The organism is Dactylosporangium sp. NPDC050688, from assembly GCF_040654515.1.
Classification (GTDB): Bacteria; Actinomycetota; Actinomycetes; order Mycobacteriales; family Micromonosporaceae; genus Dactylosporangium.
On the sequence record NZ_JBFAIC010000046.1, the window covers coordinates 38,546 to 63,929 of the forward strand.

23 protein-coding genes, 1 tRNA gene and 1 pseudogene are annotated in these 25,384 nt (G+C 68.6%); 11 read left to right on the forward strand and 14 right to left on the reverse strand.

Annotation, left to right across the window (positions count from 1 at the left end):
* The first annotated feature begins 75 nt into the window (after positions 1–75).
* Complete coding sequence (locus AB0H83_RS33945) at positions 76–1,191, forward strand: hypothetical protein (RefSeq protein ID WP_360102246.1); 1,116 nt, start codon at positions 76–78, stop codon at positions 1,189–1,191.
* 209 nt (positions 1,192–1,400) lie between these two features.
* Complete coding sequence (locus AB0H83_RS33950; RefSeq protein ID WP_360102248.1) at positions 1,401–4,487, forward strand: ExeM/NucH family extracellular endonuclease; 3,087 nt, start codon at positions 1,401–1,403, stop codon at positions 4,485–4,487.
* A gap of 63 nt (positions 4,488–4,550) precedes the next feature.
* Here AB0H83_RS33950 and AB0H83_RS33955 read toward each other — a convergent pair whose 3' ends face one another.
* From AB0H83_RS33955 to AB0H83_RS33965, 3 genes are all read right to left on the reverse strand, one after another.
* Positions 4,551–5,162 carry a hypothetical protein gene (locus tag AB0H83_RS33955; RefSeq protein ID WP_360102250.1) on the reverse strand — a complete coding sequence of 204 codons (612 nt, stop codon included), beginning with the start codon at positions 5,160–5,162 and terminating at the stop codon, positions 4,551–4,553.
* Between the two features lie 509 nt (positions 5,163–5,671).
* On the reverse strand, positions 5,672–6,502 hold the full coding sequence (locus AB0H83_RS33960) for a TrmH family RNA methyltransferase (protein ID WP_360102252.1): 831 nt from the start codon (positions 6,500–6,502) through the stop codon (positions 5,672–5,674).
* Between the two features lie 62 nt (positions 6,503–6,564).
* Complete coding sequence (locus tag AB0H83_RS33965; RefSeq protein ID WP_360102254.1) at positions 6,565–7,377, reverse strand: phytanoyl-CoA dioxygenase family protein; 813 nt, start codon at positions 7,375–7,377, stop codon at positions 6,565–6,567.
* Between the two features lie 376 nt (positions 7,378–7,753).
* On the opposite strand from AB0H83_RS33965, the gene AB0H83_RS33970 reads away from it, so the two are divergent.
* Positions 7,754–8,248 (forward strand): GyrI-like domain-containing protein, encoded by a 495-nt coding sequence (locus AB0H83_RS33970; protein WP_360102256.1) that lies wholly within the window; start codon positions 7,754–7,756, stop codon positions 8,246–8,248.
* Between the two features lie 162 nt (positions 8,249–8,410).
* Here the strand turns inward: AB0H83_RS33970 and AB0H83_RS33975 are convergent, their stop codons facing one another.
* From AB0H83_RS33975 to soxR, 4 genes are all read right to left on the reverse strand, one after another.
* Positions 8,411–8,812, reverse strand: coding sequence for a hypothetical protein (locus AB0H83_RS33975; protein ID WP_360102258.1), 402 nt, complete (start codon positions 8,810–8,812; stop codon positions 8,411–8,413).
* Positions 8,813–8,973: 161 nt separating this feature from the next.
* Positions 8,974–10,176 (reverse strand): FAD-dependent oxidoreductase, encoded by a 1,203-nt coding sequence (locus AB0H83_RS33980; protein ID WP_360102260.1) that lies wholly within the window; start codon positions 10,174–10,176, stop codon positions 8,974–8,976.
* A gap of 41 nt (positions 10,177–10,217) precedes the next feature.
* Complete coding sequence (locus tag AB0H83_RS33985; RefSeq protein WP_360102262.1) at positions 10,218–10,694, reverse strand: Rrf2 family transcriptional regulator; 477 nt, start codon at positions 10,692–10,694, stop codon at positions 10,218–10,220.
* A 188-nt stretch (positions 10,695–10,882) separates the two neighbouring features.
* A complete protein-coding gene (gene soxR / locus AB0H83_RS33990) occupies positions 10,883–11,377 on the reverse strand; it encodes a redox-sensitive transcriptional activator SoxR (RefSeq protein WP_360102264.1) in 495 nt (164 codons plus the stop codon).
* Between the two features lie 116 nt (positions 11,378–11,493).
* On the opposite strand from soxR, the gene AB0H83_RS33995 reads away from it, so the two are divergent.
* The 3 genes and pseudogenes from AB0H83_RS33995 to AB0H83_RS34005 form a co-directional block, all read left to right on the forward strand.
* Complete coding sequence (locus AB0H83_RS33995) at positions 11,494–12,054, forward strand: NAD(P)H-dependent oxidoreductase (RefSeq protein ID WP_360102266.1); 561 nt, start codon at positions 11,494–11,496, stop codon at positions 12,052–12,054.
* A 59-nt stretch (positions 12,055–12,113) separates the two neighbouring features.
* Entirely contained in the window at positions 12,114–13,265 is a 1,152-nt protein-coding gene (locus AB0H83_RS34000) for an MFS transporter (protein ID WP_360102268.1), read from the forward strand.
* Positions 13,266–13,298: 33 nt separating this feature from the next.
* Positions 13,299–13,451, forward strand: a pseudogene (locus AB0H83_RS34005) (IS1380 family transposase); the annotation flags it as partial.
* Positions 13,452–13,603: 152 nt separating this feature from the next.
* Here AB0H83_RS34005 and AB0H83_RS34010 read toward each other — a convergent pair.
* A complete protein-coding gene (locus tag AB0H83_RS34010; protein WP_360102270.1) occupies positions 13,604–14,311 on the reverse strand; it encodes a DUF4241 domain-containing protein in 708 nt (235 codons plus the stop codon).
* 690 nt (positions 14,312–15,001) lie between these two features.
* Here AB0H83_RS34010 and AB0H83_RS34015 point away from each other — a divergent pair.
* Positions 15,002–16,024, forward strand: coding sequence for a hypothetical protein (locus tag AB0H83_RS34015; RefSeq protein ID WP_360102272.1), 1,023 nt, complete (start codon positions 15,002–15,004; stop codon positions 16,022–16,024).
* 133 nt (positions 16,025–16,157) lie between these two features.
* Positions 16,158–16,364 carry a hypothetical protein gene (locus AB0H83_RS34020; protein ID WP_360102274.1) on the forward strand — a complete coding sequence of 69 codons (207 nt, stop codon included), beginning with the start codon at positions 16,158–16,160 and terminating at the stop codon, positions 16,362–16,364.
* Positions 16,365–16,559: 195 nt separating this feature from the next.
* On the opposite strand, the gene AB0H83_RS34025 is transcribed toward AB0H83_RS34020, so the two are convergent.
* From AB0H83_RS34025 to AB0H83_RS34050, 6 genes are all read right to left on the reverse strand, one after another.
* Positions 16,560–17,438 carry a UTRA domain-containing protein gene (locus AB0H83_RS34025; RefSeq protein WP_360102276.1) on the reverse strand — a complete coding sequence of 293 codons (879 nt, stop codon included), beginning with the start codon at positions 17,436–17,438 and terminating at the stop codon, positions 16,560–16,562.
* A gap of 11 nt (positions 17,439–17,449) precedes the next feature.
* Entirely contained in the window at positions 17,450–18,361 is a 912-nt protein-coding gene (locus tag AB0H83_RS34030) for a DMT family transporter (protein WP_360102278.1), read from the reverse strand.
* Positions 18,362–18,373: 12 nt separating this feature from the next.
* Positions 18,374–18,910 (reverse strand): UTRA domain-containing protein, encoded by a 537-nt coding sequence (locus tag AB0H83_RS34035; protein ID WP_360102280.1) that lies wholly within the window; start codon positions 18,908–18,910, stop codon positions 18,374–18,376.
* Positions 18,911–19,211: 301 nt separating this feature from the next.
* A tRNA-Arg gene (locus tag AB0H83_RS34040) sits at positions 19,212–19,283 on the reverse strand.
* A gap of 44 nt (positions 19,284–19,327) precedes the next feature.
* A complete protein-coding gene (locus AB0H83_RS34045; RefSeq protein WP_360102282.1) occupies positions 19,328–19,957 on the reverse strand; it encodes a DUF305 domain-containing protein in 630 nt (209 codons plus the stop codon).
* 11 nt (positions 19,958–19,968) lie between these two features.
* Complete coding sequence (locus tag AB0H83_RS34050; RefSeq protein WP_360102284.1) at positions 19,969–20,874, reverse strand: DUF3105 domain-containing protein; 906 nt, start codon at positions 20,872–20,874, stop codon at positions 19,969–19,971.
* A gap of 178 nt (positions 20,875–21,052) precedes the next feature.
* On the opposite strand from AB0H83_RS34050, the gene argS reads away from it, so the two are divergent.
* The 3 genes from argS to AB0H83_RS34065 are packed head-to-tail and all read left to right on the forward strand — an operon-like array spanning position 21,053 to position 25,382.
* Positions 21,053–22,711, forward strand: a complete 1,659-nt coding sequence (gene argS / locus AB0H83_RS34055; protein WP_360102286.1) for an arginine--tRNA ligase — start codon at positions 21,053–21,055, stop codon at positions 22,709–22,711.
* A 5-nt stretch (positions 22,712–22,716) separates the two neighbouring features.
* Positions 22,717–24,102, forward strand: coding sequence for a diaminopimelate decarboxylase (gene lysA / locus AB0H83_RS34060; RefSeq protein WP_360102288.1), 1,386 nt, complete (start codon positions 22,717–22,719; stop codon positions 24,100–24,102).
* 8 nt (positions 24,103–24,110) lie between these two features.
* Positions 24,111–25,382, forward strand: a complete 1,272-nt coding sequence (locus AB0H83_RS34065; RefSeq protein WP_360102346.1) for a homoserine dehydrogenase — start codon at positions 24,111–24,113, stop codon at positions 25,380–25,382.
* Positions 25,383–25,384 lie beyond the last annotated feature (2 nt).

Sequence of the window (25,384 nt, forward strand, 5' to 3'; positions counted from 1 at the left end):
AGCGCAGCTCCACCCTGCCCGCGGCCGTCCCGGCTGTGGGACGCTGATGCCGACCGTGTCGGGGAAGGAACGTGCATGGATGTCGCGGCCGGGGTGCTCGACGGCAACGGGGTGCTGCTGGTCATCGCCGCGGTGATCGGGTTCACGCTGGTCTGCGTCATCGCGTGGGAGTCGCGGGCGCTGTTGCTCACCCCGCAGGGGTGGGCGCTGCTGCCGATCGTGGTCGCCGCCTGGTTCGGCGGTTCGGCCGTGCTGGGGCTGCCCGCCGACGTGCTGCTCGGGCACAGCGGCGCGGGCGCGATCTGGCCCGGGCTGGTCGCCGCGCCGGTCGTGGCGCTCGTGCTCGGCCACCGCTTCCGTACACCCGGTGCCGGCTCGACAGGTCAGACCCTGATCCGTGCGGGGGTGCTGCTCGCCGGCTGCACCGTCGCCAAGTGTGTGGCCTACGCGCTCGGGTTCCGCGTGTTCCACTTCTGGACCGGCGGCGCCGTCACGCTCGGGGCGCTGGTGGTGTGCGTCGCGGTGTGGCAGTTCGCCGCGGTCGAGGGCGTCGTCCACCTGTACGTGCGGGCCGGCGTGACCCTCGCCGCCGTCGCCCTCGTCTGGGCGTGGGCGGCTGCCAACGACGTCCCGTTCGCCGGGGACCCGCACACCGCCTCCACCACCACCGTGGCGCTCATGCTGCTGGTCCTGCCGCTGCTGGTCCTCGCCGTCGCGGTCCTCGCCGCCGCGGTGCTCCGCCAGGTGCGGCCCGACCTGCTGCGCGGCGCCGCGCCGGCGGCGACCCGAGACCGGGCCGTCCGGCTGCCCGCCGCGCACGAGGTCTGGAACGCCTTCGTGGTCTTCGAGGACGACGAGGAGGAGGGCAAGGACCGCCCGGTCCTCGTGATCAGTGCCGACGGCGACGGTGCCGAGGTACTGAAGATCACCAGCCAGGACAGGTCCAGCTCCGATGAGTACCTGCCGCTGCCGCTGGAACGCTGCCGGGGCGTGCTGAGCAAGGAGAGCTGGCTACAGCTGCGGCCGACCCGGGTGCCGCTGGAGGAGTTCCGCAGCTACCGGGGGCTGTGCCCGCCGTGGATCTGGGCGGAGCTGCGCACCCGCGGCCTGATCACGCCGACGCCGGTGCGCCGCACCGTCAAGCAGCGCGAGGCGCCCCGCTCGTTCATCGACCGGCTCCGCAACCGCTGAACCGCTCGTTCATCGACCGGCTCCGCAACCGCTGAACCGCTCGTTCATCGACCGGCTCCGCAACCGCTGAACCGCGCGGCAGCGACCCTCGCCGAAACCCGCCGTTCAGGTCCCGTCCGGCGACAACGGCACCTCGCAGCGACTAGCGTCTTTGGGTCGGCCTGCGTCATCAACGGAGCCGAATCACATCACCTGGGAGGTCCGGGTCAATGTCCCGTGCGCTCATACAACGCGTCAGCGTCGCCTTGGCCGTGTCCACGGCCGGTCTGGCCTGGCCGTTATTCACCGACCCGGCCGCCGCCAATCCGGCCGGCACGGGTCTGGTCATCAGCGAGGTGTACGTCAACGGCGGCTCGTCCGGTGCGAGCTACTTCAACAAGTTCGTCGAGCTGTACAACCCGACGTCCAGCCCCGTGCCCCTTTCCGGCAGCACGCTGCAGTACCGGGCGCCGACCAGCACCGTCGTGCCGAGCGGCGCGCAGGTGTTCACGCTGACCGGCACCGTCGCCGCGCACGGGCACTTCCTCATCCAGCTGCCCAGCAACAACGCCGGCACCAACCCCGGCGCGCCGCTGCCCACGCCCGACCTGAGCACCGGCACCAGCGTCAACCCCGGCGCCGGCGGCGGGACGCTGTACATCGCGGCCAGCGCCACCGGCGTGCTGCCCACCGACGCGTCGGTCATCGACCGGATCGGCTGGGGCACCAGCAACGCCCCGGAGGGCACCGCCGCGACCGGCAACTCGCTGGTGCTGAGCTACCAGCGCGACGCGTCCGGCACCGACACCGACAGCAACGCCGCCGACTTCCACACCGCGGCGCCGCAGCCGCAGAACGCCGCGTCCGACGGCGGCACCGTCACGGTCTCCGTGACGAACCCGGGCCCGCAGACCGCGGCGACCGGCACCGCTATCGCGCCGCTGACCCTCACCGCGTCCGGCGGCGCCGCGCCGTACACCTGGACGGCGAGCGGGCTGCCGACCGGCCTGGCGATCAGCGCCGACGGGGTGGTGACGGGCACGCCGACCGCGACCGGCACCTCGCCGGTGACCGTCACCGCGACGGAGTCGGGCGGCGCGAGCGGCTCGGCGACGTTCACCTTCACGGTCACCGCCACGACGACCGTCGTGCCGATCGCCGAGATCCAGGGCACGGACACCGACACGTCGCCGTACGCCGGCCGCAACGTCACCACCGAGGGCGTCGTCACCGCCGTATACCGGACCGGCGGGTTCAACGGCTTCTTCCTGCAGACCGGCGGCGCCGGCGGTACCGAGGCCGACGACGACACCCCGGGCGCCTCCGACGCGATCTTCGTCTTCGGCTCGGCCGCCGCGGGCCAGGTCGCCACCGGCGACAGCGTCCGGGTGACCGGCACGGTGACCGAGTTCCAGGGCACGACCGAGATCACCGGCCCGGCCGTCACGAAGCTCACCACCCCGCTGCCGCCCGTGGCGCCCGGCACGATCCCGTGGTCGTCGCTCACCACGAACGCGCAGAAGGAGGCCCACGAGGGCGAGCTCATCGCGCCGCAGGGCACGTTCACCGTCGCGGACAACTACGACGCGAACTGGTACGGCTCCTTCACCCTGGCCGCCGGCGACACGCCGCTGCGCCAGCCCACCGACGCCGGCCGCCCCGGCAGCGCCGCCGCCCTCGCCGCGGTCGCCGACAACGCCGCCCGCATGGTGACCCTGGACGACGGCGCGAGCCTCAACTACAGCGGCTCCGCCAACACCGGCACGCCGCTGCCGTGGTTCACCGCCGCCAACGCCGTCAGCGTCGGCGCGAAGGTCACCTTCCACGAGCCGGTGATCCTCGAGTACCGCTTCTCGCTCTGGAACTTCCAGCCGACCCGTCAGATCACCGACGACGGCGCGGCGGTCGCGACCTTCAGCGACACCCGCACCGGCAACCAGCAGCCGGCGAACGTCGGCGGCACCGTCCGCCTGGCCACGTTCAACGTCGAGAACTACTTCCCGATGACCGGCGAGCTGTACGTCCAGCAGGGCCTGGGCACCTGCACCTACTTCCGGGACCGGACCGGCACCCCCATCGCCATCGACGAGTGCACCGGCTCCGGCCCCCGCGGCGCCGCGACCGCCGCCAGCTTCCAGCGGCAGCAGGCGAAGATCGTGACCGGCATCAACCGGCTCGGCGCCAGCGTCGTCTCGCTCGAGGAGGTCGAGAACTCCGCGAAGTTCGGCCTCGACCGGGACTTCGCCCTCGCCGGCCTGGTCGACGCCCTCAACGCCGCCGCCGGCGCGAACGTGTGGGCGTACGTGCCCTCCCCGGCGGTCCTGCCGCCCATCGCCGGCGAGGACGTGATCCGCAGCGCGTTCATCTACAAGCCCGCGGAGGTCGCGCTCGTCGGCACCTCGACGATCCTCACCACCGAGTCCGGCCCCGGCCAGCCCTTCTCGATCGCCCGCGAGCCGCTCGCCCAGGCGTTCAAGAAGGCCGGCGCCACCGACGCCGACGCCTTCCTGGTCGTCACCAACCACTGGAAGTCGAGGCGCAGCGGCGCCCCGCTGTACCCCGGCGACACCGAGGACACGTCCTCCCCGGCGGTGAACCAGGGCTCGTTCAACGAGACCCGCGTCCGCGAGGCCCAGGCCACCGCGGCCTTCGCCGCGCAGGTCGCCGCGTCCGTCGGCACCGACCGGATCTTCCTGGTCGGCGACCTCAACGCCTACACCCACGAAGACCCCCTGCAGGTCCTGTACGACGCCGGCTACACCGACCTCGGCGCCACGTACGAACCGTCGCAGTCCACGTACTCCTTCGACAGCCTGCAGGGCTCCCTCGACCACGTCCTGGCCAACCCGGCCGCCCTGGCCATGGTCACCGGCGCCGACGTGTGGCAGATCAACGCGCAGGAGGCGATCGCCTACGCGTACAGCCGCTACAACTACAACGCGACGCTGCTCTTCAACGGCGCCGACCCCTTCGCCGCCTCGGACCACGACCCGGTGGTCGTCGGCCTGAACCCGCCGGTGACCCCGGTCGTTCCGGCCTGGAGCGCCTCGAAGGTGTACCTGAACGGCGACCAGGTCTCCTACCAGGGCTCCGTCTGGCAGGCGCTGTGGTGGACGCAGAACCAGGCCCCGGGCGACCCGTACGGCCCGTGGCAGCAGATCGTGACCGCCCCGGACGGCACCGCCGTGTGGACCGCCTCGCGGATCTTCACCGCGGGCAACATCGTCCTCTACCAGGGCAAGAAGTACGTGGCGAAGTGGTGGACGCGCAACCAGCCGCCGGGCGACCAGTGGGGTCCGTGGCAGCTCGTTCCCTGATGATTGTCGGGTGATTGTCGGGCCGCCCTCGCTGTGAGGGCGGCCCGTTCCCCCGTTGCCCCGCTACTGGAAGTCGGCGGCGCTGAAGGCGATCACACCGCGGTACCCGGGATGCTCACTGAGCGTGAACTTCCAGGCCTGGTTGATCCACTTGCGGCCGATCTCGCTCGCGCAGTCCGCCGACGTGTCGGCGCTGAAGATGTGCTTGAAGCTGAAGAGCTTGATGTGGTCGGAGCACGCCACGTAGAGCAGGTCGCCGTACCACATGGCCCCGCCGGCGTGGCACGGCACCTTGCTGAAGTCGTAGCCGTCGGACGACGGCGTCGCGAAGAGCAGGTGCCGGTACTTGTTCGTGCCGGTGCCGGTGCCGGTGCCGGTGCCGGTGCCGGTGCCGGTGCCGGTGCCGTGGATCGGGGCGAGCGACAGCCGGGCGTAGTCCGCCGTCTTGTGGTACCACGTGACCGCGACCGCCTGGACGCCGTCGTAGTGGTCGGCGGCATAGGCGTCCGCCGTGCTGGTGATGCCCTGCGGGTACCAGGCGCCGTCCGGATCGTCGGTCGTCGACGTGGTCTGCTCCCAGCAGAAGCCATAGTCCAGGCTGGCCGCCACGGAGAGGTGGTACAGCGCGGCGTTGCGCTGTGTCTGGCACCCGATGCTCCAGGGGCCGGTTGGCATGCTCCATCACCCAGTCGACGGTGCGGTTCTTGCCCCAGCCGATCTGATTGCCCAGCGCGTCGGCGGACGCGGTGCTGTAGCTGGTGGAGACCGAATAGGTGCTGTAATCCTGCGTGGGCACGGTGGCGGCGTACGCCGGGCCGGCCACCACCACCGCGGTGGCGGCCGACACCGCGGTGGCGGCCACCAGCATCCGTAAGGTCCGGTACATCATCGCGCCCCCCATATCGACGACGATTAAGATCGATGGTGGACGGTGTGGGGGTCCGCTGTCGCCGGGGCGCCCAACTCGGACGCTCTCGGACGGCGACGGGGACGAAGAGACGGGGGAGCGCGTGGTCCGGCCCGACCCGGGGGGCGCTGCCGACCTGAACGAGCTGGTCGCGCGGCCGCGTCGCGCCCGCCGCGGGCATCCGACCCAAGATCGGCCATGGCCCGGACTGTGAGCGGCCTGGATCTCTAGCGCGCTGGTGTCGGATAGCCGCCGGCTGCCGCCGGCGATCAGTGCGCTACTGCCGGGCGGCAGCGGTTCGCTGGCGTGCCGATTCGTACAGCACGACAGTCGCGGCGGTCGCCGCGTTCAGGGAGCTGGCGGACCCGAACATCGGAATCCGGACGAACTGGTCGCAGGCCGCACGCCAGCCGGAGCTGAGGCCGGTGGTCTCGTTACCGACCAACGTCAGCGTGGCTTGCGTGAAGTCGTACTCGGCGGCGGCCAGGGCGCCGCGCTCATCGGTTCCCACGATGCTCATGCCGATGCCGTCGGCGCGGACGTCAGCCACCCAGGACAGAACGGCCTGGTGTGAGGGCATCTGGACCACGGGCAAGGCGAACAGCGAGCCGGTGCTCGCCCGGACGGCCTTCGGGTCGTATACGTCGGCGGCGTGCCCGGTGATGATGACACCGGAGGCGCCGAAGGCGTCCGCGGACCGAACGAGGGTCCCGATATTGCCGGGGCTGGTGGGCCGATCGAACACGGCGGTGAGCATGGTCGGCCCGACCGGGATACGGCGCAGGTCGTCCTCCGGCATCGCGGCCACAGCCAGCAGCTCTGGAACTGTGTCTGCCTTTTCGCCGAGTTCCTGCATCAGTTCAGGGGAGACGGCGATCTTCTCGGCCCGGACCGTGTCCAGGGCCTTGCGTGCCCAGCTGGACAGCTGAGCGCTGGTGTCGTAGAGCAGCTCTCGGATCTGCCAGCCGTGTTCGATGGCCATGGTGATCGGGCGCACGCCCTGCACGAGGAACTCGCCGCGACGCTGCCGCTTGGTCCGATTGCCGAGGAGAGCTTGCCACTGCTGGAACCGCGCATTGCGGCCACTCACCCGCAGACCCATCGCCAACCCCGCCTCCGTCGCTCGTCGCCCACCCATGCCCTGCCTGGTGCCTGCCGCGCCTGCCACGTCTACCCGGCTCTGCAGTTGGTGCCGTCCCCGTCCAGACCGGGGGTGTCCTGTCCGAGGCCGCGACGGATCGCGATCTCTACGGGTGAGTACGCGCCGTCGGTCCGCTCCAGTTCGTACGGTGTAGCCGGCATCAGCGGTGGCTGGGCCATGAAGCGCGGCCGCACCCCATGGTGCGGTTGCGCCGCGTGTACCAGGAATGGATGGCACAGGAAGACATCGCCCGGGGACCCGGTGGCGAGGGCGAGCGGCCGGTGGTCGGACGCCGCCACCAGATCGGGCGCAAGAGCCAGCCCGCTCGCTCCGCCTTCCCCGTACTTCTCCAGCACCTTGGGTACGTCGAGGTGTGACCCGACCCGGATCCGGGTCGGGGCGTCCTGCTCACCGACCTCGCTGAACAGGAACAGCATCAGCAGCGCCCGGCCCCGGGAGCGCACATTTGTGAAGTACCAGCTCTCACCCTCCGGCAGATAGCTCCCCTCGATGTGCCAGCCCGCGTCGTCCGGCTCCGTTTCGTGCGGGAAGCGCAGCGGGAACGTGCCCAGCGAATAGCGCGGCTCCCAGCGTCCCGCGCCGACGAGCAGGTCGTACGCGTGATGGAGGAACGGGGAGTTGGGTGCGGCGGCGAACGGCCCCTGCGCCATGCCGGCCACCCAGTGCACGGGCTGCTTCCACGTTGCTGGATCGTCCGGTTCGCAGCCCGTCTCTCGCCATAGCAGCCGCGCGCAGTCCGCGGCCACGCGCGGCGCGACAGCGCCCTCCACCTTCACGAAGCCGTCGCGAAGAAAGCGGGATACCAAGGTCGTGTCATCCACGCCCCTATCGTGCGGCGACATCGGTCCCGATCACCCGACACTTTCCGCACCGCTTTTATCGGATGTGCCGCAACAGCGCAGGCGCACGATCGGATCGGACCACAGCGATCGGGCGTGACCGGTGCGCCTTCGACCAAGGCTGATGCCGGAAGGAGGCTTGATGATCTCGGCACTCAACCGGCTCGCCAACGTCGTCCGAGGTGAGCAAGACCTGCGGAATGTCGCCATTCGGCACGGATGCGGCCCGACCGAGGCGTTCGGGCGAGCATTCCGGGCGGTCATCGGCGCCGGCCCTGGTGATGTGCGCCGCTACGGAGGCCCCCTTCGCACACAACCACAATTCTGGTTCCGTCTGACCGTCGAAGGGAGCGAACACATGGACACCCGCATCGTCGACCATCCCGCGTTCCGGCTCGTGGGGCACGCCGCCCGCGTGCCGCTGATCCACCAAGGCGTCAACCCGCACATCCAGCAGCACATCACCGCACTGCCGACAGAGGAGCACCTGCGCTTGAAGGCCCTCGGCAACGCTGAGCCGAGCGGCCTGCTCGCGGTCAGCGACGACCTCGACCCCGACTACACCGAGGGCAGTGAGCTGACCTACCTTCACGGGGTCGCCGTGTCCCCGGATACGCCGGTCCCCGGCGGCCTCGACATCATCGAGGTCCCGGCCGGCAGATGGGTGGTCATCCGGACCGCGGGACCGTATCCGCAGACCCTGCAGAAGACCTGGGCCACGGCCGCAGCCGAGTGGTTCCCCTCCAACCCGTGGCGTCTGCGGCCAGGTCCGGAGATCGTCGCGGTGCGCGAGCCTACGAACGGCTTCAGCACCGCAGCCCGTGAGCTCTGGCTGCCCGTCGAACCGGCGTAGCGACCTGGCGGGCATCCAGCCGCAGCCGGGTGTGGTTGGGGATCCGTCGCCTGCGTTCCGCAGCTTCGCGTCGATGTAGTCCGCGGATCTGTGGTGTGAGCTGGGCAAACAGTGGTGGGCCCGGTGCCATGGCGGGTCACTGGGCTGTGGCGTTGGTGCAGGTCAGGCGGTTGCGGGTGTGGCGTCGAAGATGCGGGGCGGTTCGGTGACCTTCAGCTTGGCCAGGAGGGTCTTCTGGGGCTGAGCCAGCTCGGTGCGCTGGGTGAAGGTGCCGGCGGGGCCGGTGAACACGCCGATGTGCAGCCGGTCGATGTCGGTGCGGATGGTGTTCCAGGTGCGGCCGGTGCTGGTCTCGGCGACGCGGATGAGGAGCAGCGCGAGCCAGCAGAGCAGGATGTGGGCTCGGATGCGGTCCTCGCGGCGGTGGAACACCGGTCGTAGGTCCAGGGTGGTCTTCATGTCGCGCCAGCCGCGTTCGACTTCGAGGAGCTGTTTGTAGCCCAGGGCGATGTCCTCGGCGGACAGTTTCGGGTCGGAGCAGCGCAGCAGGTACTTGCCCGTCAAGGCGACGCCCGAGCCTGGGCAGTCAACCCAGCACGAACTGTCCGCCCACGCCGGTTTTCGTGTGTCCGCCGGCACATAGCCCCCGCCCGGCTGAGATCTCCGAGGGACTGAGCGCCCCAGCAACGGACCCTCCCCCGGGTGCCGCGGCGCGATCGCTGGCCTCAGGCCATTTCTGCCCATGTGCGTTTCGGATCTCCCGCATTCAGGATGGCTTTGGCGTCGTCGAGGGGCGGATAGATTCTGCGTTCGTTGATCGACCGTTTGAGGCCCTTGGCCGCCGCCCCGGTCATCCGCACCTCTCGATCAAATCCCGTGGTGAAGACCGCACCGGCCGAGCCCAGATCGAGACAGGTAACGTACGGTTCGGGGCTGAACGGCACAGCAGGGTGGCCGAGCAGATCGGCGGCGGCGTTGTGGCCGGCGATCCGGCCGAGCGGGATGGCATGCTGACAGCTCTGCAGGGTGAGGTGACCGTCTCCCGTATCGGCGGCTGCTGTGTCTCCGCTGGCGAACACGTCGGGCGATTCGGGCACGCGCAACTGCGGGTCGACCAGCAGCCTGCCGAGTGGATCGCGCCGCCCGACGATCTGTCGGGTCAGCGGGCTGGCGGCCATGCCGGCAGTCCAGATCACCGTATGCGCGGCGATCACGGTGCCATCGCGGAGGGTGGCGCCTGTGGGTGTGACGGCGGACAGGCTCGTGTTGAGTCGGGCTTCGACACCGACCTGGTTGAGGGCCGTGCGAATCGCGGAGCGGGGGCCGGAGCCGAGCTCCGGGCCGACGGTGTCGGCGCGCTCTAGCAGGATCACCCGCACCTTGTGGGATAGAGGCCCAGCGATCGCCTGGAGCCGGTCCATGAGTTCGATGGACACCTCTATGCCGGTGAATCCGGCGCCGGCCACAACTGCGGTGAACTGCCCTGCACATGCCGGCCCGGCTGGCAGCCGGTGGAGGTGGGCATCGAGGGCCACCGCGCCGCCGAGTGTGTCGACGTCGTGCAGGTGCTCGGCGCCGGGCATGGTTGGCCGGACGAGCGCACTGCCTGTCGCCAGCACGAGCCGGCGGTAATCGACCACATGTGTGGACCCGGTGCCGTCCACGACGGTGACCGTGCGTCCGGAGGTGTCAACGGTGATCGCCTGTCCCGCGATCCGGCGCACGCCAACGGGTCGGAGCACGCGGTCGAGTGGTACCCGCATCGTGCCGGGGTTCGCCTGGTAGAGGCGTGGGCGGATGGTCAGGTCTTCACCTGGCGCGACCAGGGCGATGGTCAGGTCGCCGCCCAGTTCGTGCCGGAGTCTGGCGGCGGCCATCGCGCTCCACACACCGGCGAAGCCCCCGCCGAGAATCAGGATGTCGGACATCGATCTGCCCCCTGCTCATCGTCGTCTGTGGTCCGAACTTGTCAGCCTGCGGCGAACCAGCTGCTGATACGCCGTGGTGTGGCCGGGTAGCGCCGTTCGACCGTGGCCATGAGGTCGGCGAGGGTCTGCTCGGCGAGCGCGCGCCGCCAGGCCATCTCCGCCTTGCGCATCGCGGCCTCAATCGTGCAGATCGCTTGTGTGGTGCCCCCGCTGCCGGACGGCCCCTGGGACCGGATCTCCGTGCACCGGAAAGCAGGCTCCTGCCCCTCCACGGCCGCCACCACATCCATCAGCGTGATGTGCGCCGGATCTCGCGCGAGTTGAAAGCCGCCGCGGCGGCCAGGCGTCGAGGACACGATCCCGGCGCGGACGAGCGCCTGCATCTGCTTGTGGAGATACACCGGTGGCAGCTCGTGGAACGCGGCGAGCCGGGCGCCGGGCACAGCCGTACCCGGTCCGAGAAATGCCAGATTGAGGCAGCAGTGCAGCGCCCACTCGACGCCTTCGCTCATCATCATGCTGCCGCCCTCGGTCGACGCCCTGACTTTAACTGGATATCAGCTATCCAGATTTTAAGCAACGGTACGGTCTTGGTCCTGCCTGCCGGCAGGGGTGCCCTGAGGGGTAGCTTCGGAGCGTCATGACGAACTGCAGTCGGTCCGGGACCGGGATTCCGCAGCGGTCGCGGCGGACTCTTGTCGCGACATCACCTACCAGGACGCGCCTGGCGGTTTCCGGGCTGGGTGTACGCACCGAGAAGGCGGTGCGGGCCAGGGCCCGCGTCGCCGAGCTGATCATCGGGATTGCGCAGCGCGCACCGGTCGATGGAGAGGCAGCCGCAGCCGATGCAGTCGGAGAGGTTGTCACGCAGACGCTGAAGTAGGTCGATCCGCTCGTCGAGTTCAGCGCGCCAGGCAGCCGAGAGTCGAGCCCAGTCCTCGCGCGTGGGGGTTCGCTCATCAGGCAGGCTGGACAGGGCTTCAGCGACGAGACGCAGCGGAATACCGACGCGCTGGGCGACCCGGATGAAGGAGACCCGGCGGAGGGTGTCCCGCGGGTACCGGCGCTGGTTTCCGGTGGTGCGGCGGCTGCGGATGAGGCCTTTGCTCTCGTAGAAGTGCAGGGTGGTGATGGCGACACCGCTGCGGGCGGCGACCTGACCGACGGTGAGTTCGGCGGCACGCGGGGGCGGTTTGAGCACCGGCCCATCGTATCGGCTTGACCTCGACCATACTCGAGGTCTGATGCTGTCCACGTGAGAGCCGCTCTGCTTGCCCCTGGCCCTGCCCATGCCTCTGTCGGTGGCCGGAGGCCCTGATGGCGCGTATCGGGATCATTATCGGCAGCACCCGCCCCGGGCGTCGCGGACCAGCCGTCGGACGCTGGGTCCATCAGGTCGCGGTGACGGACCGCCCAGCGGCGACGTTCGAGATTCTCGATCTCGCGGACTTCGGGCTGCCGCTACTAGACGAGCCGTGTCCGGCCGCGATGGGCCAGTACCGTCATCCGCACACGCACGCCTGGGCGAATGCGGTGGCACGGTGTGACGGGTTCATCTTTGTCACTCCTGAGTACAACCATTCCACCTCGGCGGCAATGAAGAACGCCATCGATTACCTGTTCGCGGAATGGCATGACAAGGCCGCCGGCTTCGTCAGCTACGGGGTTACCGGAGGCTGGCGCGCCACCGAGGCCCTCCGCCTGATCCTGGCCGAGGTCCGGGTCGCCGGTGTGCGCACCGCGGTCGGCCTCTCCCTTTTCACCGACTTCTCCGCCAGCGGCCTGATGCCCGCACCCCACCAGCGCGCCACGTTGCAGACGATGCTGGACGAGCTGCTCACCTGGTCTTCCGCCCTGTCCCGGGTGCGGCAAGCGTGACGGCGGACCGGTCTGCACCCACCAGCCAGCCCAGCACGCATCGGCGAACCGTACTGATTGTGCTCCTGCTGGGCTCCACCCTCACAGTAATGGCCGGAGGGGTGCTCTCCCCGGTGGTCGGGCTCCTCCAGACGGACCTGGACCTCACCGCCGTCACCGCCGGGCTCGTCATCACCGCCCACGGCCTCTCGCTAGCCCTTGCCGGCCCGGCGGTAGGCCGGGCGATCGACCGCTGGGGAGTACGCGGACCGCTCACCACGGGCCTGCTCCTCTACGGGGTCGCCGGAGGCGCCGGACTCCTCACCACCTCCTACCCCGCCCTCATCGCCAGCCGGCTGGTCTTCGGCGTCGGCGCCGCAGTCGTCTTCACCGGTACCACCCTTGCTCTGCTCGACCTCTACGAAGGCGCCGCACGGGACCGGGTCATGGGCTGGCGCTCGACCGCGATCAGCCTCGGCGGTGTCATCTGGCCGCTGGCCGGCGGAGCCCTGGGCGCCATCTCCTGGCACGCCCCGTTCGCCGTCTACCTCCTGGGCGTGCCGCTTGGACTAGCCGCCCTACGCGCACTACCAGCCCCTGCACGGCCGGCCACGACCGGCGCCCACACCAACGATCCGGCTCAACCGCTGCGTGCACTGATCAGCAGCCGGCCCCGGCTCCTGGGCATCTACGGCCTGCAGATCGTGGCCACCGTGCTGCTCTACGGCATCCTGGTGTTCCTGCCGCTGCGCCTCGCCGAGGTCGGCATCACCGACACACGCATCGTCGCTGCCTTCACTGCGACACTGTCCGTGACCATGAGCCTGGCCGGTCTCCGCTACGCGCAGGCTCGCGCCCGGCTCGGGCACACACAACTTCTGATCCTCGCCTACAGCATCTGGACCATCTCACTGGCAACACTCGCCCTCACCCACACACCGACCCTGCTCCTGGCCGCGCCCGCCCTCTTCGGCATCGGCATGGGACTGGCAGTCCCGACCCTGACCGTCCTGACCGCGCAGCACGCCCCAGCGAACCGCCGCGGGCAGGCCACCGCCCTGCTGGCCACCGCCACCTTCACCGGCCAGTTCACCTCGCCGCTGCTCCTCGGCCCGATCCAGACCGCCACCTCCGTCACCGGGACCTTCCTGACCACCGCCGCGCTTGCCGCCGGAACACTCATCGCGCTCCTGGCCACCGGCCCAGGAAGGCCACCCGGCAACCGGAGATGAACCCAGCCGCAGCCACCTTGGCGGAAGGACAAACTCCTCCTCGACGGCCCGCTCGCCCTCGCCGAACCGAAGAAACTGCGCTACCGACTCCTGCACGTCGCCGCACGCCTCTCCCGCGCAGCCCGGCAGACCCCGCTCCGCATCGCCGAACACTGGCCCTGGGCAACAGACCTCGTCACCAGCTGAACAGCGCACCCACGATCAGACAAGCATCCGGAGGAACCCGGCCACCCGCACCGGACCATCGACATGCCCACCCACCGGCACCACCAGCAACAAGACCAGCACCAGGCCCCACGGACACTTGACATTGATCAACGCTTAACGAATGACTGAGGTCAGCGGTCCCGGCCGCGCAGATCGCCGTAATCGGTGAGGAAACGCGCCGCGTCGCCGGCTGCGGCGTAGCCGACCCAGGTCTCGAACTTCCCGTCGCCGCCAAGGGCGAAGCCGATCAGATTGAGACCCGTGTCTTCGTCGGCATACGTGATGTAGGGCTCGCCGAAGCCGAAGGAGAAGTCGGCGATGAGGTCCTCCCTGGCCTCGGGATCGGTCAGCGCCTCGAACACCTCGACCGATCCGAACGCCCCTGTGGCGCCGTCAACCGGGAAGAAGCAATGCTCCCAATCCGGCTGTCCAGCCACCTTAGCCGGCCGCCACTCGTGCACAGGCCCGGGGCAAACGATGACCCGCGCGGCAATCACCCAGCCGCGCTCGCGCAGTACCTCGACGGGATACTCGCCCGGGGCGACCGTCTCGGCGAATGCCCAACGGGCAACCTCCCCGGCCGGGAAGAGACCGGGCGGCTCGGCAGCGACTAAGCGGCCACTGGGCAGTCTCAACGGATCGGCGACGACCACCTCCGCGTCCATCAGCGCCATGTTGAAGGCAAACCTGCAGTTCAGGGCCGTTTCCCGGAGATGAAGAGCGCAGGTCTCTGTCCAAGGCAGGATTCGAACCTGCGCCCCCGCCTCCGGAGAGGTATACCGTCTGCATTTTCTAAAGGCGTACTGAGCTGCTAAAACGCCGTGGTCTGCGATGCTCATCGGCTCAGCTTGGGGGCGTATCAGGGGCAGGGCATGTAAGGCGATTGAATGCCAACCTGCGCCAACGGTGGACGCCTAGCTTCGGCATCCCTTGGAAGTTGGGGTAAAAAGCTCAGAGTCATACATTTCGGATATTCCGCCCAACGGTAGCCGCGCGTCGTCTCGCTTATGGGTGGTTCAAACCGGACTGGCTTGGCGCCTCCAGCGGGCAGCGGCGTTTGGAAGTGCAAGACTTCGATATCATCGACGCAGAGTCCCCCCAGGCTGACGGATGGTGATCATGAGTGACGGTCGCGAACGACTGACAAGAACAAGAATCGTAATAGGACTACTCGTAAGTGCAGTTCTTCTTCCCTTGGCGATCAATATTCTTACAAGCCGAACGTCTGAGATGGATGTTCGCTGGTTGTGGTTCGCGGTCCCTGTTACGTGCTGCCTGATCGCGATTCTGGTTGCCGTTGAGCTTCGTGCGGCGAGGCAGCCCGTTGTGCCGCCAATCGCGCCAAACCCGCCTTCGGAGGATGGCCCAACTGATGCTCCGCCGAGTCGGCGCACACCGCGCGCGGTTAGTTTCAGCCAAAACAACCGCGCCAGTGGAAGCGCGCACCAGGTTAACAATCAGGCAGTGAACATGCATTTCGCGGATGAGCGAGGTACTCGGCAGTCGTCAGCGGGTGAGGATGACGCAGAATGAATGAGGAATCGAGCGATTCTTCGCCTCGCTCGTTCGGTCAGTACGCGACTGCAGAAACTGGAGCGTATCAGCTCAATAATCAAGCCAAAAATATCACCTTTAATTCGTATAACTTCGCTGTCGGCACCCAAGCTGAACCGTCCGAAGCGGAGCAGTCCGACGAGCCGCCAGCTGGAGTAGAGAAGAAGGTCCCACGCTGGGTCTGGGTAGTCGCAGTGATAATTGCGATTCCACTCGCGATCTCCAGCGCTTGTGAAGAGGAAGCAAGAAAGAAGGCGGAAGCGGCTACCTTTCCCTCAATTAGTGACCCGCTGCCGTATGGCGTCGCCAATAGCGACGTATTTCAGGCGATGAAGTCTGCGCTCTCCGACTGTGCTGCGGCAAAGGTAGCCCAGCCGACGAACTGTCCTCAATCGGTTGACGCACCGTCTGACGAGGATGTGACTTGGAAGGTTCTGGGCGATCCGGCCAACGGGGCTAAGGTCGCTTACAAAGATCTGATTCTTCATGTTCTTGGCGTCGCAGCGCTTTCAGCTACCTTCCGATCCTACTCGGGGGATACCTCGCAGGTGGTCGTAGTGCGCTTTCACGCAAAGTTGAATTATTCGGATGACGGTATCGTTCTGAAAGAGCTGATAGCAGTCTCGAAAAATGTCGGAGGTGAAGTCAAGAAGAGTGATCCTGGCATTCCCGCGGACAGCTTGAAGGCCGCCACTCTGGCAGGGCTCAAGCAGTGCGTGCAGTCGAAGACTGCACCGATGCCCGCGGGCTGTCCCAGCATCCGTGGAGGTCCCAGTGGTGATCGAGCGACCTGGGCGCTCGCAACCGACCCGATCGCGAATGCCAAGGTGACATTTGACACGACCACCGGGCTATATCGGGTAACTGGAAGTTATTCACTCACATGTTCCTATAAAGATATTTTCGGGACCCATAAGTGGTCTGGGTCCGCGAACTATAGGGCTACGATAGCGCCTGTAGATACCTCCGCGGAGTTTGTTCTTGCAGTTCAAGAATGAGGTGCGAGGACGCTGCGTCGGATCGACTGCGAAGGTGACGCCGGGGATTGGCCGCCTAGATTCCTGCTCGCGCTCGACGGATCTCCTCGGAGACCGTCAAGATCAACGTCTCAGCTTGTTCGACCGTAATGTCGTGTGGCAGGTCCTGGCCGAGTTCTGTCACGAACGTCAAGCCGATGAACGATTTCTCACCAGCGAGATTGCGTTCGATGCTGATAGCGCACCCCGCGCGAGGGTCGAACGGTACTGCGCAGGCGTCGAGGTCGATCGGTGCGTACGTAGCTTCTTCACGCCAGCCGAAAGGCTGTTCATCATCGGCGCTGTATCCAAATTCATTTGAAGTGCCTCCTCGGCTGTTTGGTTACGCTGTCGGCCCCAATGGCGCCATAGATATTCGAGCAGCTACGCGCCGATTGTTCCGTGAGCTGCCCGGGGCGTGTTCAGGGCGCGTTCCCGCTGTTCGTCACTGGTCAGCTTGCCGACGAAATCAGAGAGCTGGGTAGATGGCTGGCGTCAGCCGTGGACTGGCTGACGCTCAGTCGTCTATGGCGAGTTCGTAGTCGAGTGTCGCGACGTCGGCGCGGATGACGAACCGGGTGACCTCGAATGGGCGGCCGTCGCTGTTGGAGCTGGTGTGCAGGACGTCGAGGACGGGAACGCCCGCCGGTGCCTTGAGGGCTGTCGCCTCTTCGGTAGTCGGGAGCCGGGTGGTGACCTGTTCGTGCAGGTGGGCGAGGTGGTGGCCGAGTTCGTCCAGGCGGCCGTAGAGCGCGCCAGCTCCCAGCGTTGTTGCCGTTGCGAGAATCGAGTTGCTGGCAATGTCGAGCGGTATGAACGTGTGCGCCAGCTGCACGGGTTCGTCGTCGGCCGCGTACCAGATCTCCCGGCGAACGACCGGGGTGCCGGTGGGTAAGCCGAGGCGCCGGGCGACCTCGGCCGGCGCGGGAACGGTGGTGATCGAGCGGCATTCGGTGGTTGGTGTGCGGCCTTGTCTGCTGACTTCGATGCGGAACGGCGAGAGGCCGGTTTCCTCGCGCAGTCGGCGGGAGTACCGTTCCGCGCCGAGTCGCATCAGCGGTGGCCGGCCTCGGACGTCCGTGTCGTACAGCCAGGTCGCGAGCTGTGCCATCAGGCCGGCCGGTGCCGTGCGGGTCAGTGCTTCGACCTGGCGTCTGTAGCCGGCGAGCGGTGAGTCCGGTGCCGAGGCGGGCACCAGCGCGGACAGCGATCCGTCTGCGCTGAGTGCCTTGTCGAGGTGGCTGGCGACCAGTGGTGAGGGTTGCTTGCGGCCGGTTTCGAGTTCCCAGAGGTAGGTGTGTGAGTAGTTGACCTGGGTGGCGAACGCGCGCAGCGACAGGCCGCGGGCGTGCCGCAGTGCCTGGAGCTGTTGCGCGAATGAGGCCATCGGCACCATCCGAAGGGTTGTCAGTCGCTGATGGCGACAGGTTCTGGTTCGGGTTTGCGAGCGGCGGCGGTGCGCTGCACGAGGAAGACGCCGCCGAGGACGATCAGCATTCCGGCGACCATCGTCACGGTGACGGGTTCGTTGACGGCCAGGGCGCCGAGCACGACGGCGACGACGGGCAGGAGGTAGGTGGTGGTCGAGGCGACGGTTGGTCCCTCGTCGGCGATGAGGCGGTAGTTCAGCACGTACGCGACGCCGGTCCCCAGGACGCCGAGGACGACCAGGGACGCGACGGCGTCCCAGCGCCAGTGCGGGGCGACCAGTCCGCCGAACGGCATCGCCAGCAGCATCAATCCGGCGCCGGCTGCGAGCTGCGACGCGGACAGCATGATCGAGGGGATGCCCCGGTTGGTCAGGTACTTGCCCATGTAGACGTACGAGATGCCGTAGCTCGCCGATGCCGCGAGGATCGCCAGGCCGCCCCAGCTCGCGATCTCGTTCGCCGACTTCCACGGGCTGAAGATCAGCACCGTTCCGGCGAAGCCGAGTGCCAGGCCGACGCCGCGCCACGCGGAGACCTTCCGGTCCGTGCCGGCGAGGAACGCGACCAGCACGGTCCAGAGGGGTGTGGTGGCGTTGATGACGCCGGCGACGTTGGAGTCGACGGTTTTCTCGCCGATGCCGAAGAGGGTGTACGGGATGGCGTTGGCGACCAGTGCGGCGACGAACAGGTGCCCCCATACGCGCTTGTCGGTGGGGAAGCGCATGCCGCGGGCGAGGCCGATCGGGGCGAGGACCAGGGCGCCGAGGGCGAGGCGTACCAGCACGATCTGGACCGGGGTGAAGCCTCGGAGTGAGAGTTTGATCCAGAGGAACCCGGAGCCCCAGAGCAGGGCGAGGCCGACGAGGCGGAGCATGCTGCTGCGGCGCACGGAGGGGTCCTCTCAGTCTTCGACGGGCATGTTGTAGTCCAGGCCGTTGAGGTCGCCGCGCATGACGAACCTGGTGACCTCGAACGGCTGGCGGTTGGCGTCGAAGCTGGTGTGCAGCACCTCGATCACCGGCACTCCGGGCGGCATCGCGAGGCCGGTCACTTCGTCGGGGCTGGGCATGCGGGCGGAGATCTCCTCGCGGATGCGGGTGATGACGTACCCGACGTCTTCGAATCGGGCGTAGATGCTGCCCTTGCCGAGCACCTTCGCGGTGGCGAGCGGCGAGTCGCCGGCCACGCTGAGCGGGATGTACGTGACGCCGACCTGCACCGGTTCGTCGTCGGCGAAGTACCAGTTCTCCCGCCGCACCACCAGCTCACCAACCTCAAGGCCGAGCCGATCGACGACATCGGCCGGTGCAGGCGCCAGCTCAACCGAGCGGCACTCCGCCTTCGGTGTCCGGCCCTGCCTGGCGACCTCGATCCGGAACGGTGACAGACCGATCTCACTACGCAGCCGGCGCGAGTACCGGTTCGAGCCGAGCCGCATCAGCGGCGTTCTTGGGCGCGCGGAGCTTGTCCGGGCACGCGCAACGCCACGAACGCGCCCGCACCGAAGCAACACCGATGGGGCGCTCTCGCCATCCGCACAGCCTGACTCAACCCGGTTAAGGTTTTCAGGTCACAGCACTCATGCGAAGCCGCGGCACTCGGGCGTCCCCACGTGGGGGCGGACGGCCGATCATGGCGGGATTCAGCCGGTGACAGCCGGACACACGAGCGAAGCCCCAAACCACACTTCCACTGGTCCAGGGCTTCGTCTTGGCTGGTCACCGGCGCTTCACGCTGTGTGCCCCCGGCAGGATTCGAACCTGCGCCCCCGCCTCCGGAGGGCGGTGCTCTATCCCCTGAGCTACGGGGGCCTTGCGGCCTCGCAAAGGATAACAGATCCGCTGTGGCCCCTGAGTCAGGAGGGGAGGGGTTGCGCTCCGAGGTCCTTGAGCTTCTCCGTCAAGGCCGTGATCTCGTACTGCTGGGCAACGCGGATCTTCTCGGCGGCGTCGCGGACCTCGGGGGTGGAGGCCTTGGCGGCGGCTGTCTCCGACATGTGGATGCCGCCGAGGTGGTGGCGCAGCATGAGCTGGCACCAGAGGGTGTCGAAGTCCTTGCCGGTGGAGGACTTCAGCTTCTTGAGCTCGTCCTGCGACGCCATGCCGGGCATGCGGCCGTCGGGCTGCAGGGCGTTGGCGCCGTCGGGCATCCAGGCCATCGGGGTCTTGTCCGTGTTGGGGGACAGGTGCCACTGGGTCAGCCAGGTCTGCATCTGGCCGATCTGCCACTGCTGGCTGGTGGCCATGTCATAGCCCAGGGTGCGGATGTCGTCGGTGGAGCCGAGGCGGTACGCGAACATCGCCATTTCGACGGCCTGGGTGTGGTGGGCGCTCATGTCGCGGGCGAAGCCGGCGTCGACCGAGTTGTCGCCGGGGGCGCGCAGGGTCGGGATGAGGTAGCCGACGGAGACGCCCACGGCGAGCAGGAGAACGGCGGCGAGCACGCCCAGGGTCAGGCGTGCCCGCGCCGTGAGTTGTCCGAACATGGTGTGGTTGCTCAGCCGCCCGAGGTCATCCCGCCGCCGCCGTCCTTGCCCAGGTCGCGGGGGACGGTGCCGGTCTCGGTGATGATGTCGCCGCTGGAGCAGGGGGTGCCGGGCTCGAGGCTGGCGTTCTGGCGCAGCGCCTTGATGAACTCGTCGATGCGGCCGTCGCTGGCCTTGTCGACCTGGAGCTGGAAGCCCCACGCCTGCAGGGAGATCGGCTTGGCCTGGCCCTCGTAGGGGCTCATCATCATGTAGTCCTTGCCGCGGACCTTCGCGGCGAGGGCCTCGACCTGGTCGGCCGGCAGGTTCGGCTGGTACGTGATCCAGACCGAGCCGTGCTCCATGGCGTGCAGGGCGTGCTCGGTGGCGATCGGCGCGGTGTACACGTCGCCGAGGCAGCGCTGCCAGTTCTGGTTGTGGTTGCCGGCCACCGGCGGGTTGGCGATGCTCAGGTCGTACTTCTGCGGGCCCCACATGTGGCTGCGCTCGTCGGTGTACGCCTTGTTGATCTTGTAATAGTTCTTGAGGCCGTCGATCCGGTCGGCGCGCTCGCGGACGGTGAGGCCGTTCTCGTTGACCTGCCAGACGGCGAAGCCGATGATGCCGAGGGCGAGCAGGCCCACCACCGAGAACAGGATGATCGGGCCCCATGCGGCGCCCTGCTTCACCTTGACCGGGGCGACCTTGCGGGCCGCGGGGCGGCCGGCGGGGGCGCGCTTGCTGGCGGGGGTCGTCTTGCGGGCCGGGGCGGACTTGCGCGGGCTGGCCTTCGGCTTGCCCAGGGAGACCGGCGCCGACTCCTCGACCTCGACCTCGTCGACCGCGTCCTCGTCGCCGCCCTGCTTCGGCTTGGCGCCGGCCACGGGCTTCGTCGACGGCTTGCGGTTACCGCCGCCGTGCTGGGTGCTCATGCTCATGTCGTCGCCTCGCAACGCTCAGCGTGGTGCTCGCTCATCGGGCCTCGTCTGGTCAACGGTCGGGGGTCGGGCGGGACGCGGGGTTTCGGTCAACACCGCCGCAGCGGCCGTCCCGCATTGTGACCAGCAGAACGGGCCGCCGCCAAGTACCGGAGTCTACCCCCGATAGCATTTGTCGGTGACTCCCGCTGAACTCGCCGTAGCAGTCCTCGAAGCCGCCAGGGCGGCGCTTACTGAGCGTGACCTCGACGCGTCCGTTCTTCCTGCGACGACCAGCGTGGAGCGACCGCGAAACCCGGAGCATGGTGACTATGCGTCGAATATCGCCCTGCAGCTGGGCAAGAAGGTCGGGCTGAGCCCGCGCGAGCTCGCCGCGGCCGTCGCGAAAAACTTGCAGAAAACTCCCGGGATCGATGCGGTGGAGATCGCCGGTCCGGGGTTCCTCAACATCCGGTTGTCGGCGGGTGCGACCGGCGCGCTGGCGCGCATCGTGGTCGAGGCCGGCCGGGCGTACGGGCGCAGCGAGACCCTCGCCAAGGAGAAGATCAACCTGGAGTTCGTCTCGGCGAACCCGACGGGGCCGGTCCACCTGGGGCACACCCGCTGGGCCGCGGTCGGCGACGCGCTGGGGCGGATCCTGTCCGCGGCCGGGGCCGACGTGACCCGCGAGCACTACATCAACGACGCCGGCGTGCAGATGGCTAGGTTCGGCGAGTCGGTGCGGGCTGCGGCCAACAACCGGCCGACGCCGCCGGACGGCTACCCGGGCGAGTACATCCAGGACATCGCGCGCAAGATCGTCGCGGAGAACCCGGATATACTCAACAAAACGGATGAAGAGCAGCAGATCGCCTTCCAGCAGGAGGGCTACACGGCCATGCTGAAGGAGATGCAGGACAGCCTCGAGCGGTTCGGCGTCCACTTCGACGTCTGGTTCTCCGAGAAGACGCTGCACGACGGCGGTGCGGTCGAGCACGCGCTCGACGAGCTGCGCAAGCAGGGCCACGTGTTCGAGGCCGACGGTGCCATCTGGCTGCGCACCACCGAGTTCGGCGACGACAAGGACCGGGTGCTGATCCGGTCCAACGGGGAGAAGACGTACTTCGCCGCCGACGCCGCGTACTACATCAACAAGCGCGAGCGGGGCTTCGACCGCTGCATCTACATGCTCGGCGCCGACCACCACGGCTACATCGGCCGGCTGAAGGCGATCGCGGCGTGCGCCGGCGACGACCCCCAGCGCAACATCGAGGTCCTGATCGGGCAGCTGGTCAGCCTGCTGCGCGGTGGCGAGCCGGTGCGGCTCAGCAAGCGGGCCGGCACCCTGATCACGCTCGACGAGCTGATCGAGGTCGTCGGGGTCGACGCCGCGCGGTACTCGCTCGCGCGCTCCTCGACGGACTCGCCGCTCACCCTCGACATCGAGGTCATCACGCGGCAGAAGAACGACAACCCGGTCTTCTACGTCCAGTACGTCGGCGCGCGGACCGCCTCGGTCGCCCGCAACGCCGCCGAGCTCGGGCTGCACCGCACCGACGCGTTCGACGCGGGCATGCTCGTCCACGAGAAGGAGCTGGACCTGCTCAAGGCGCTCGGCGACTTCCCGGCCGTCGTCGCCACCGCGGCGGAGCTGCGTGAGCCGCACCGCGTGGCACGCTATCTGGAGGAGTTGGCGGGCTCGTACCACCGCTTCTACGACAACTGCCGGGTCCTGCCGCAGGGCGACGAGCCCATCACGGAGACCAACCGGGCCCGGCTGTGGCTCAACGACGCGACGCGTCAGGTCATCGTCAACGGGCTCGACCTGCTCGGCGTCTCAGCACCGGAACGGATGTAGGCGACATGCGTGCACATGAGGCCGGCGCCCTGCACGGCGACCTCGGCTCCAGCGGCCCGTCCTGGCTGCGTACCCCGGATGACGTCAACGCGCTCGTCCCGCAGCTCTGGCCCAAGACGGTCAAACGCGGACAAGCCGGCGCAATTGAGGTCGGATCCGTAAATGTCCGAAAAATCGCGGACGAGCACGGCACGCCCGCGTACGTCTTCGACGAAGCGGACTTCCGCAGCCGGTGCCGAGCGTTCAAGGAGGCCTTCGGCGGCGCCGAGGTCTTCTACGCCGGCAAGGCCTTCATCGCCACCCACATCGTCAGGATCCTCGTCGAGGAGGGCCTGTCACTCGACGTGTGCACCGGCGGCGAGCTCGCCGTGGCACTGCGCGGCGGCATGCCCCCCGAGCGCATCGGCCTGCACGGCAACAACAAGTCCGTCGCCGAGCTGACGAGGGCCGTCGAGGCGGGCGTCGGGCGGATCATCGTCGACTCGTTCGACGAGATCGAGCGGCTCAACGCCATCGCGCAGCGGACGGCAACGAGGCCGAAGGTCATGGTCCGGGTCACCGTCGGCGTCGAGGCGCACACCCACGAGTACATCGCCACCGCCCACGAGGACCAGAAGTTCGGCTTCTCGCTGTCCGGCGGCGCCGCCGCGGCGGCCGTCGACAGGATCCTGAAGGACGACGTCCTGGAGCTGCGCGGGCTGCACTCGCACATCGGCTCGCAGATCTTCGACACGGCCGGGTTCGAGGTGTCGGCCCGGCGGCTGCTGTCGCTGCAGGCGCAGATCAATGAGCAGCACGGCATCGAGCTGCCCGAGCTGGACCTCGGCGGTGGGTTCGGCATCGCGTACACCACGCAGGACACCCCGGCCGAGCCCGCCGACCTGGCCACGAACCTGATGCGGATCGTCAAGCAGGAGTGCGCCGCGCTGCACCTCAGCGTGCCCCACCTGTCGATCGAGCCGGGCCGGGCGATCGTCGGGCCGGCGATGTTCACCCTGTACGAGGTCGGCACCGTCAAGGACGTCGACGGGATCCGCACGTACGTCAGCGTGGACGGCGGCATGAGCGACAACATCCGCACCGCGCTCTACGACGCGGCCTACTCCGCGACCGTGGCCGGCCGGACGTCCGCCGAACCGCCGATTCTCGCCCGCGTGGTGGGAAAACATTGCGAGGCCGGGGACATCATCGTGAAGGATGAGTTCCTGCCGGCCGACGTTCAGGCCGGAGATCTTCTTGCGGTGCCGGGCACGGGGGCCTACTGCCGCAGTATGGCGAGCAACTACAACCACGTCCCCCGTCCGCCGGTCGTGGCGGTGGTTGACGGGGAGTCGCGGGTCATCGTCCGCCGGGAGACCGAGGACGACCTGCTCAAACTGGACGTGGGGTGACCATGAGTGTGAAGGTGGCGCTGCTTGGCTGCGGGACTGTCGGCGCGGAAGTGGTCCGGCTGCTCCACGAGCACGAGCGGGACCTGACGGCCCGCATCGGCGCGCCGCTGGAGCTCGTCGGCGTGGCCGTGCGCCGCGCCGGCCGCACCCGTGACCTGCCGATCGACCCGGCGCTGTTCACCACCGACGCGCTCGGCCTGGTCAAGCGCGACGACGTCGACGTGGTCGTGGAGGTCGTCGGCGGCATCGAGCCGGCCCGCACCTGGCTGCTGGAGGCGCTGCGCGGCGGCAAGAGCGTCGTGACGGCCAACAAGGCGCTGCTGGGTGAGGACGGGGCGACCCTGCACAAGGCCGCCGCCGAGGCCGGCACCGACCTCTACTACGAGGCCTCCGTCGCCGGCGCGATCCCGCTGCTGCGCCCGCTGCGCGACTCGTTGCACGGCGACCGCATCACCCGCGTCACCGGCATCGTCAACGGCACCACCAACTTCATCCTGTCCTCGATGGACGCCACCGGCGCCGGCTTCGCCGAGGCCCTCGAGGAGGCCACCGCGCTCGGCTACGCCGAGGCCGACCCGACCGCGGACGTCGAGGGCTTCGACGCCGCCGCCAAGGCCGCGATCCTGGCGTCCATGGCGTTCCACACCCGGGTCACCGCCGCCGACGTGCACCGTGAGGGCATCACCGAGGTCACCGCCGCCGACATGGCCAGCGCCAAGGCGATGGGGTGCACGATCAAGCTGCTGTGCATCGCGACCAAGCTCGACGACGCGGTGTCCGTCCGCGTGCACCCGGCCATGATCCCGAGGACCCACCCCCTCGCCGGCGTGGGCGACGCGTTCAATGCCGTGTTCGTCGAGGCCGAGGCCGCCGGCCAGCTCATGTTCTACGGCCGCGGCGCGGGTGGCGCGCCCACCGCGAGCGCGGTGCTCGGCGACCTGGTCGCCGTGTCGCGCAACCGGCTCGCCGGTACCCATGCCGCCTCGGAATCCGCGTATGCCGACCTGCCGATCCGTCCGATCGGCGACGCGCTCACCCGCTACCACATCTCGCTGGACGTCGCGGACAAGGCCGGCGTGCTCGCCGCCGTCGCGGGCGTCTTCGCCAAGCACGGGGTCAGCATCGCGACCGTGCACCAGTCGGGCCGCGGCAACCAGGCCGTGCTGGTCATCGTCACGCACGCCGCGGCGGACCGGGCCCTCGCGGCCACCGTCGCCGAGCTGCGGGCCCTGGACATCGTTCGCGCCGTGGCGAGCGTCCTGCGTGTCGAAGGGGAGTAGCG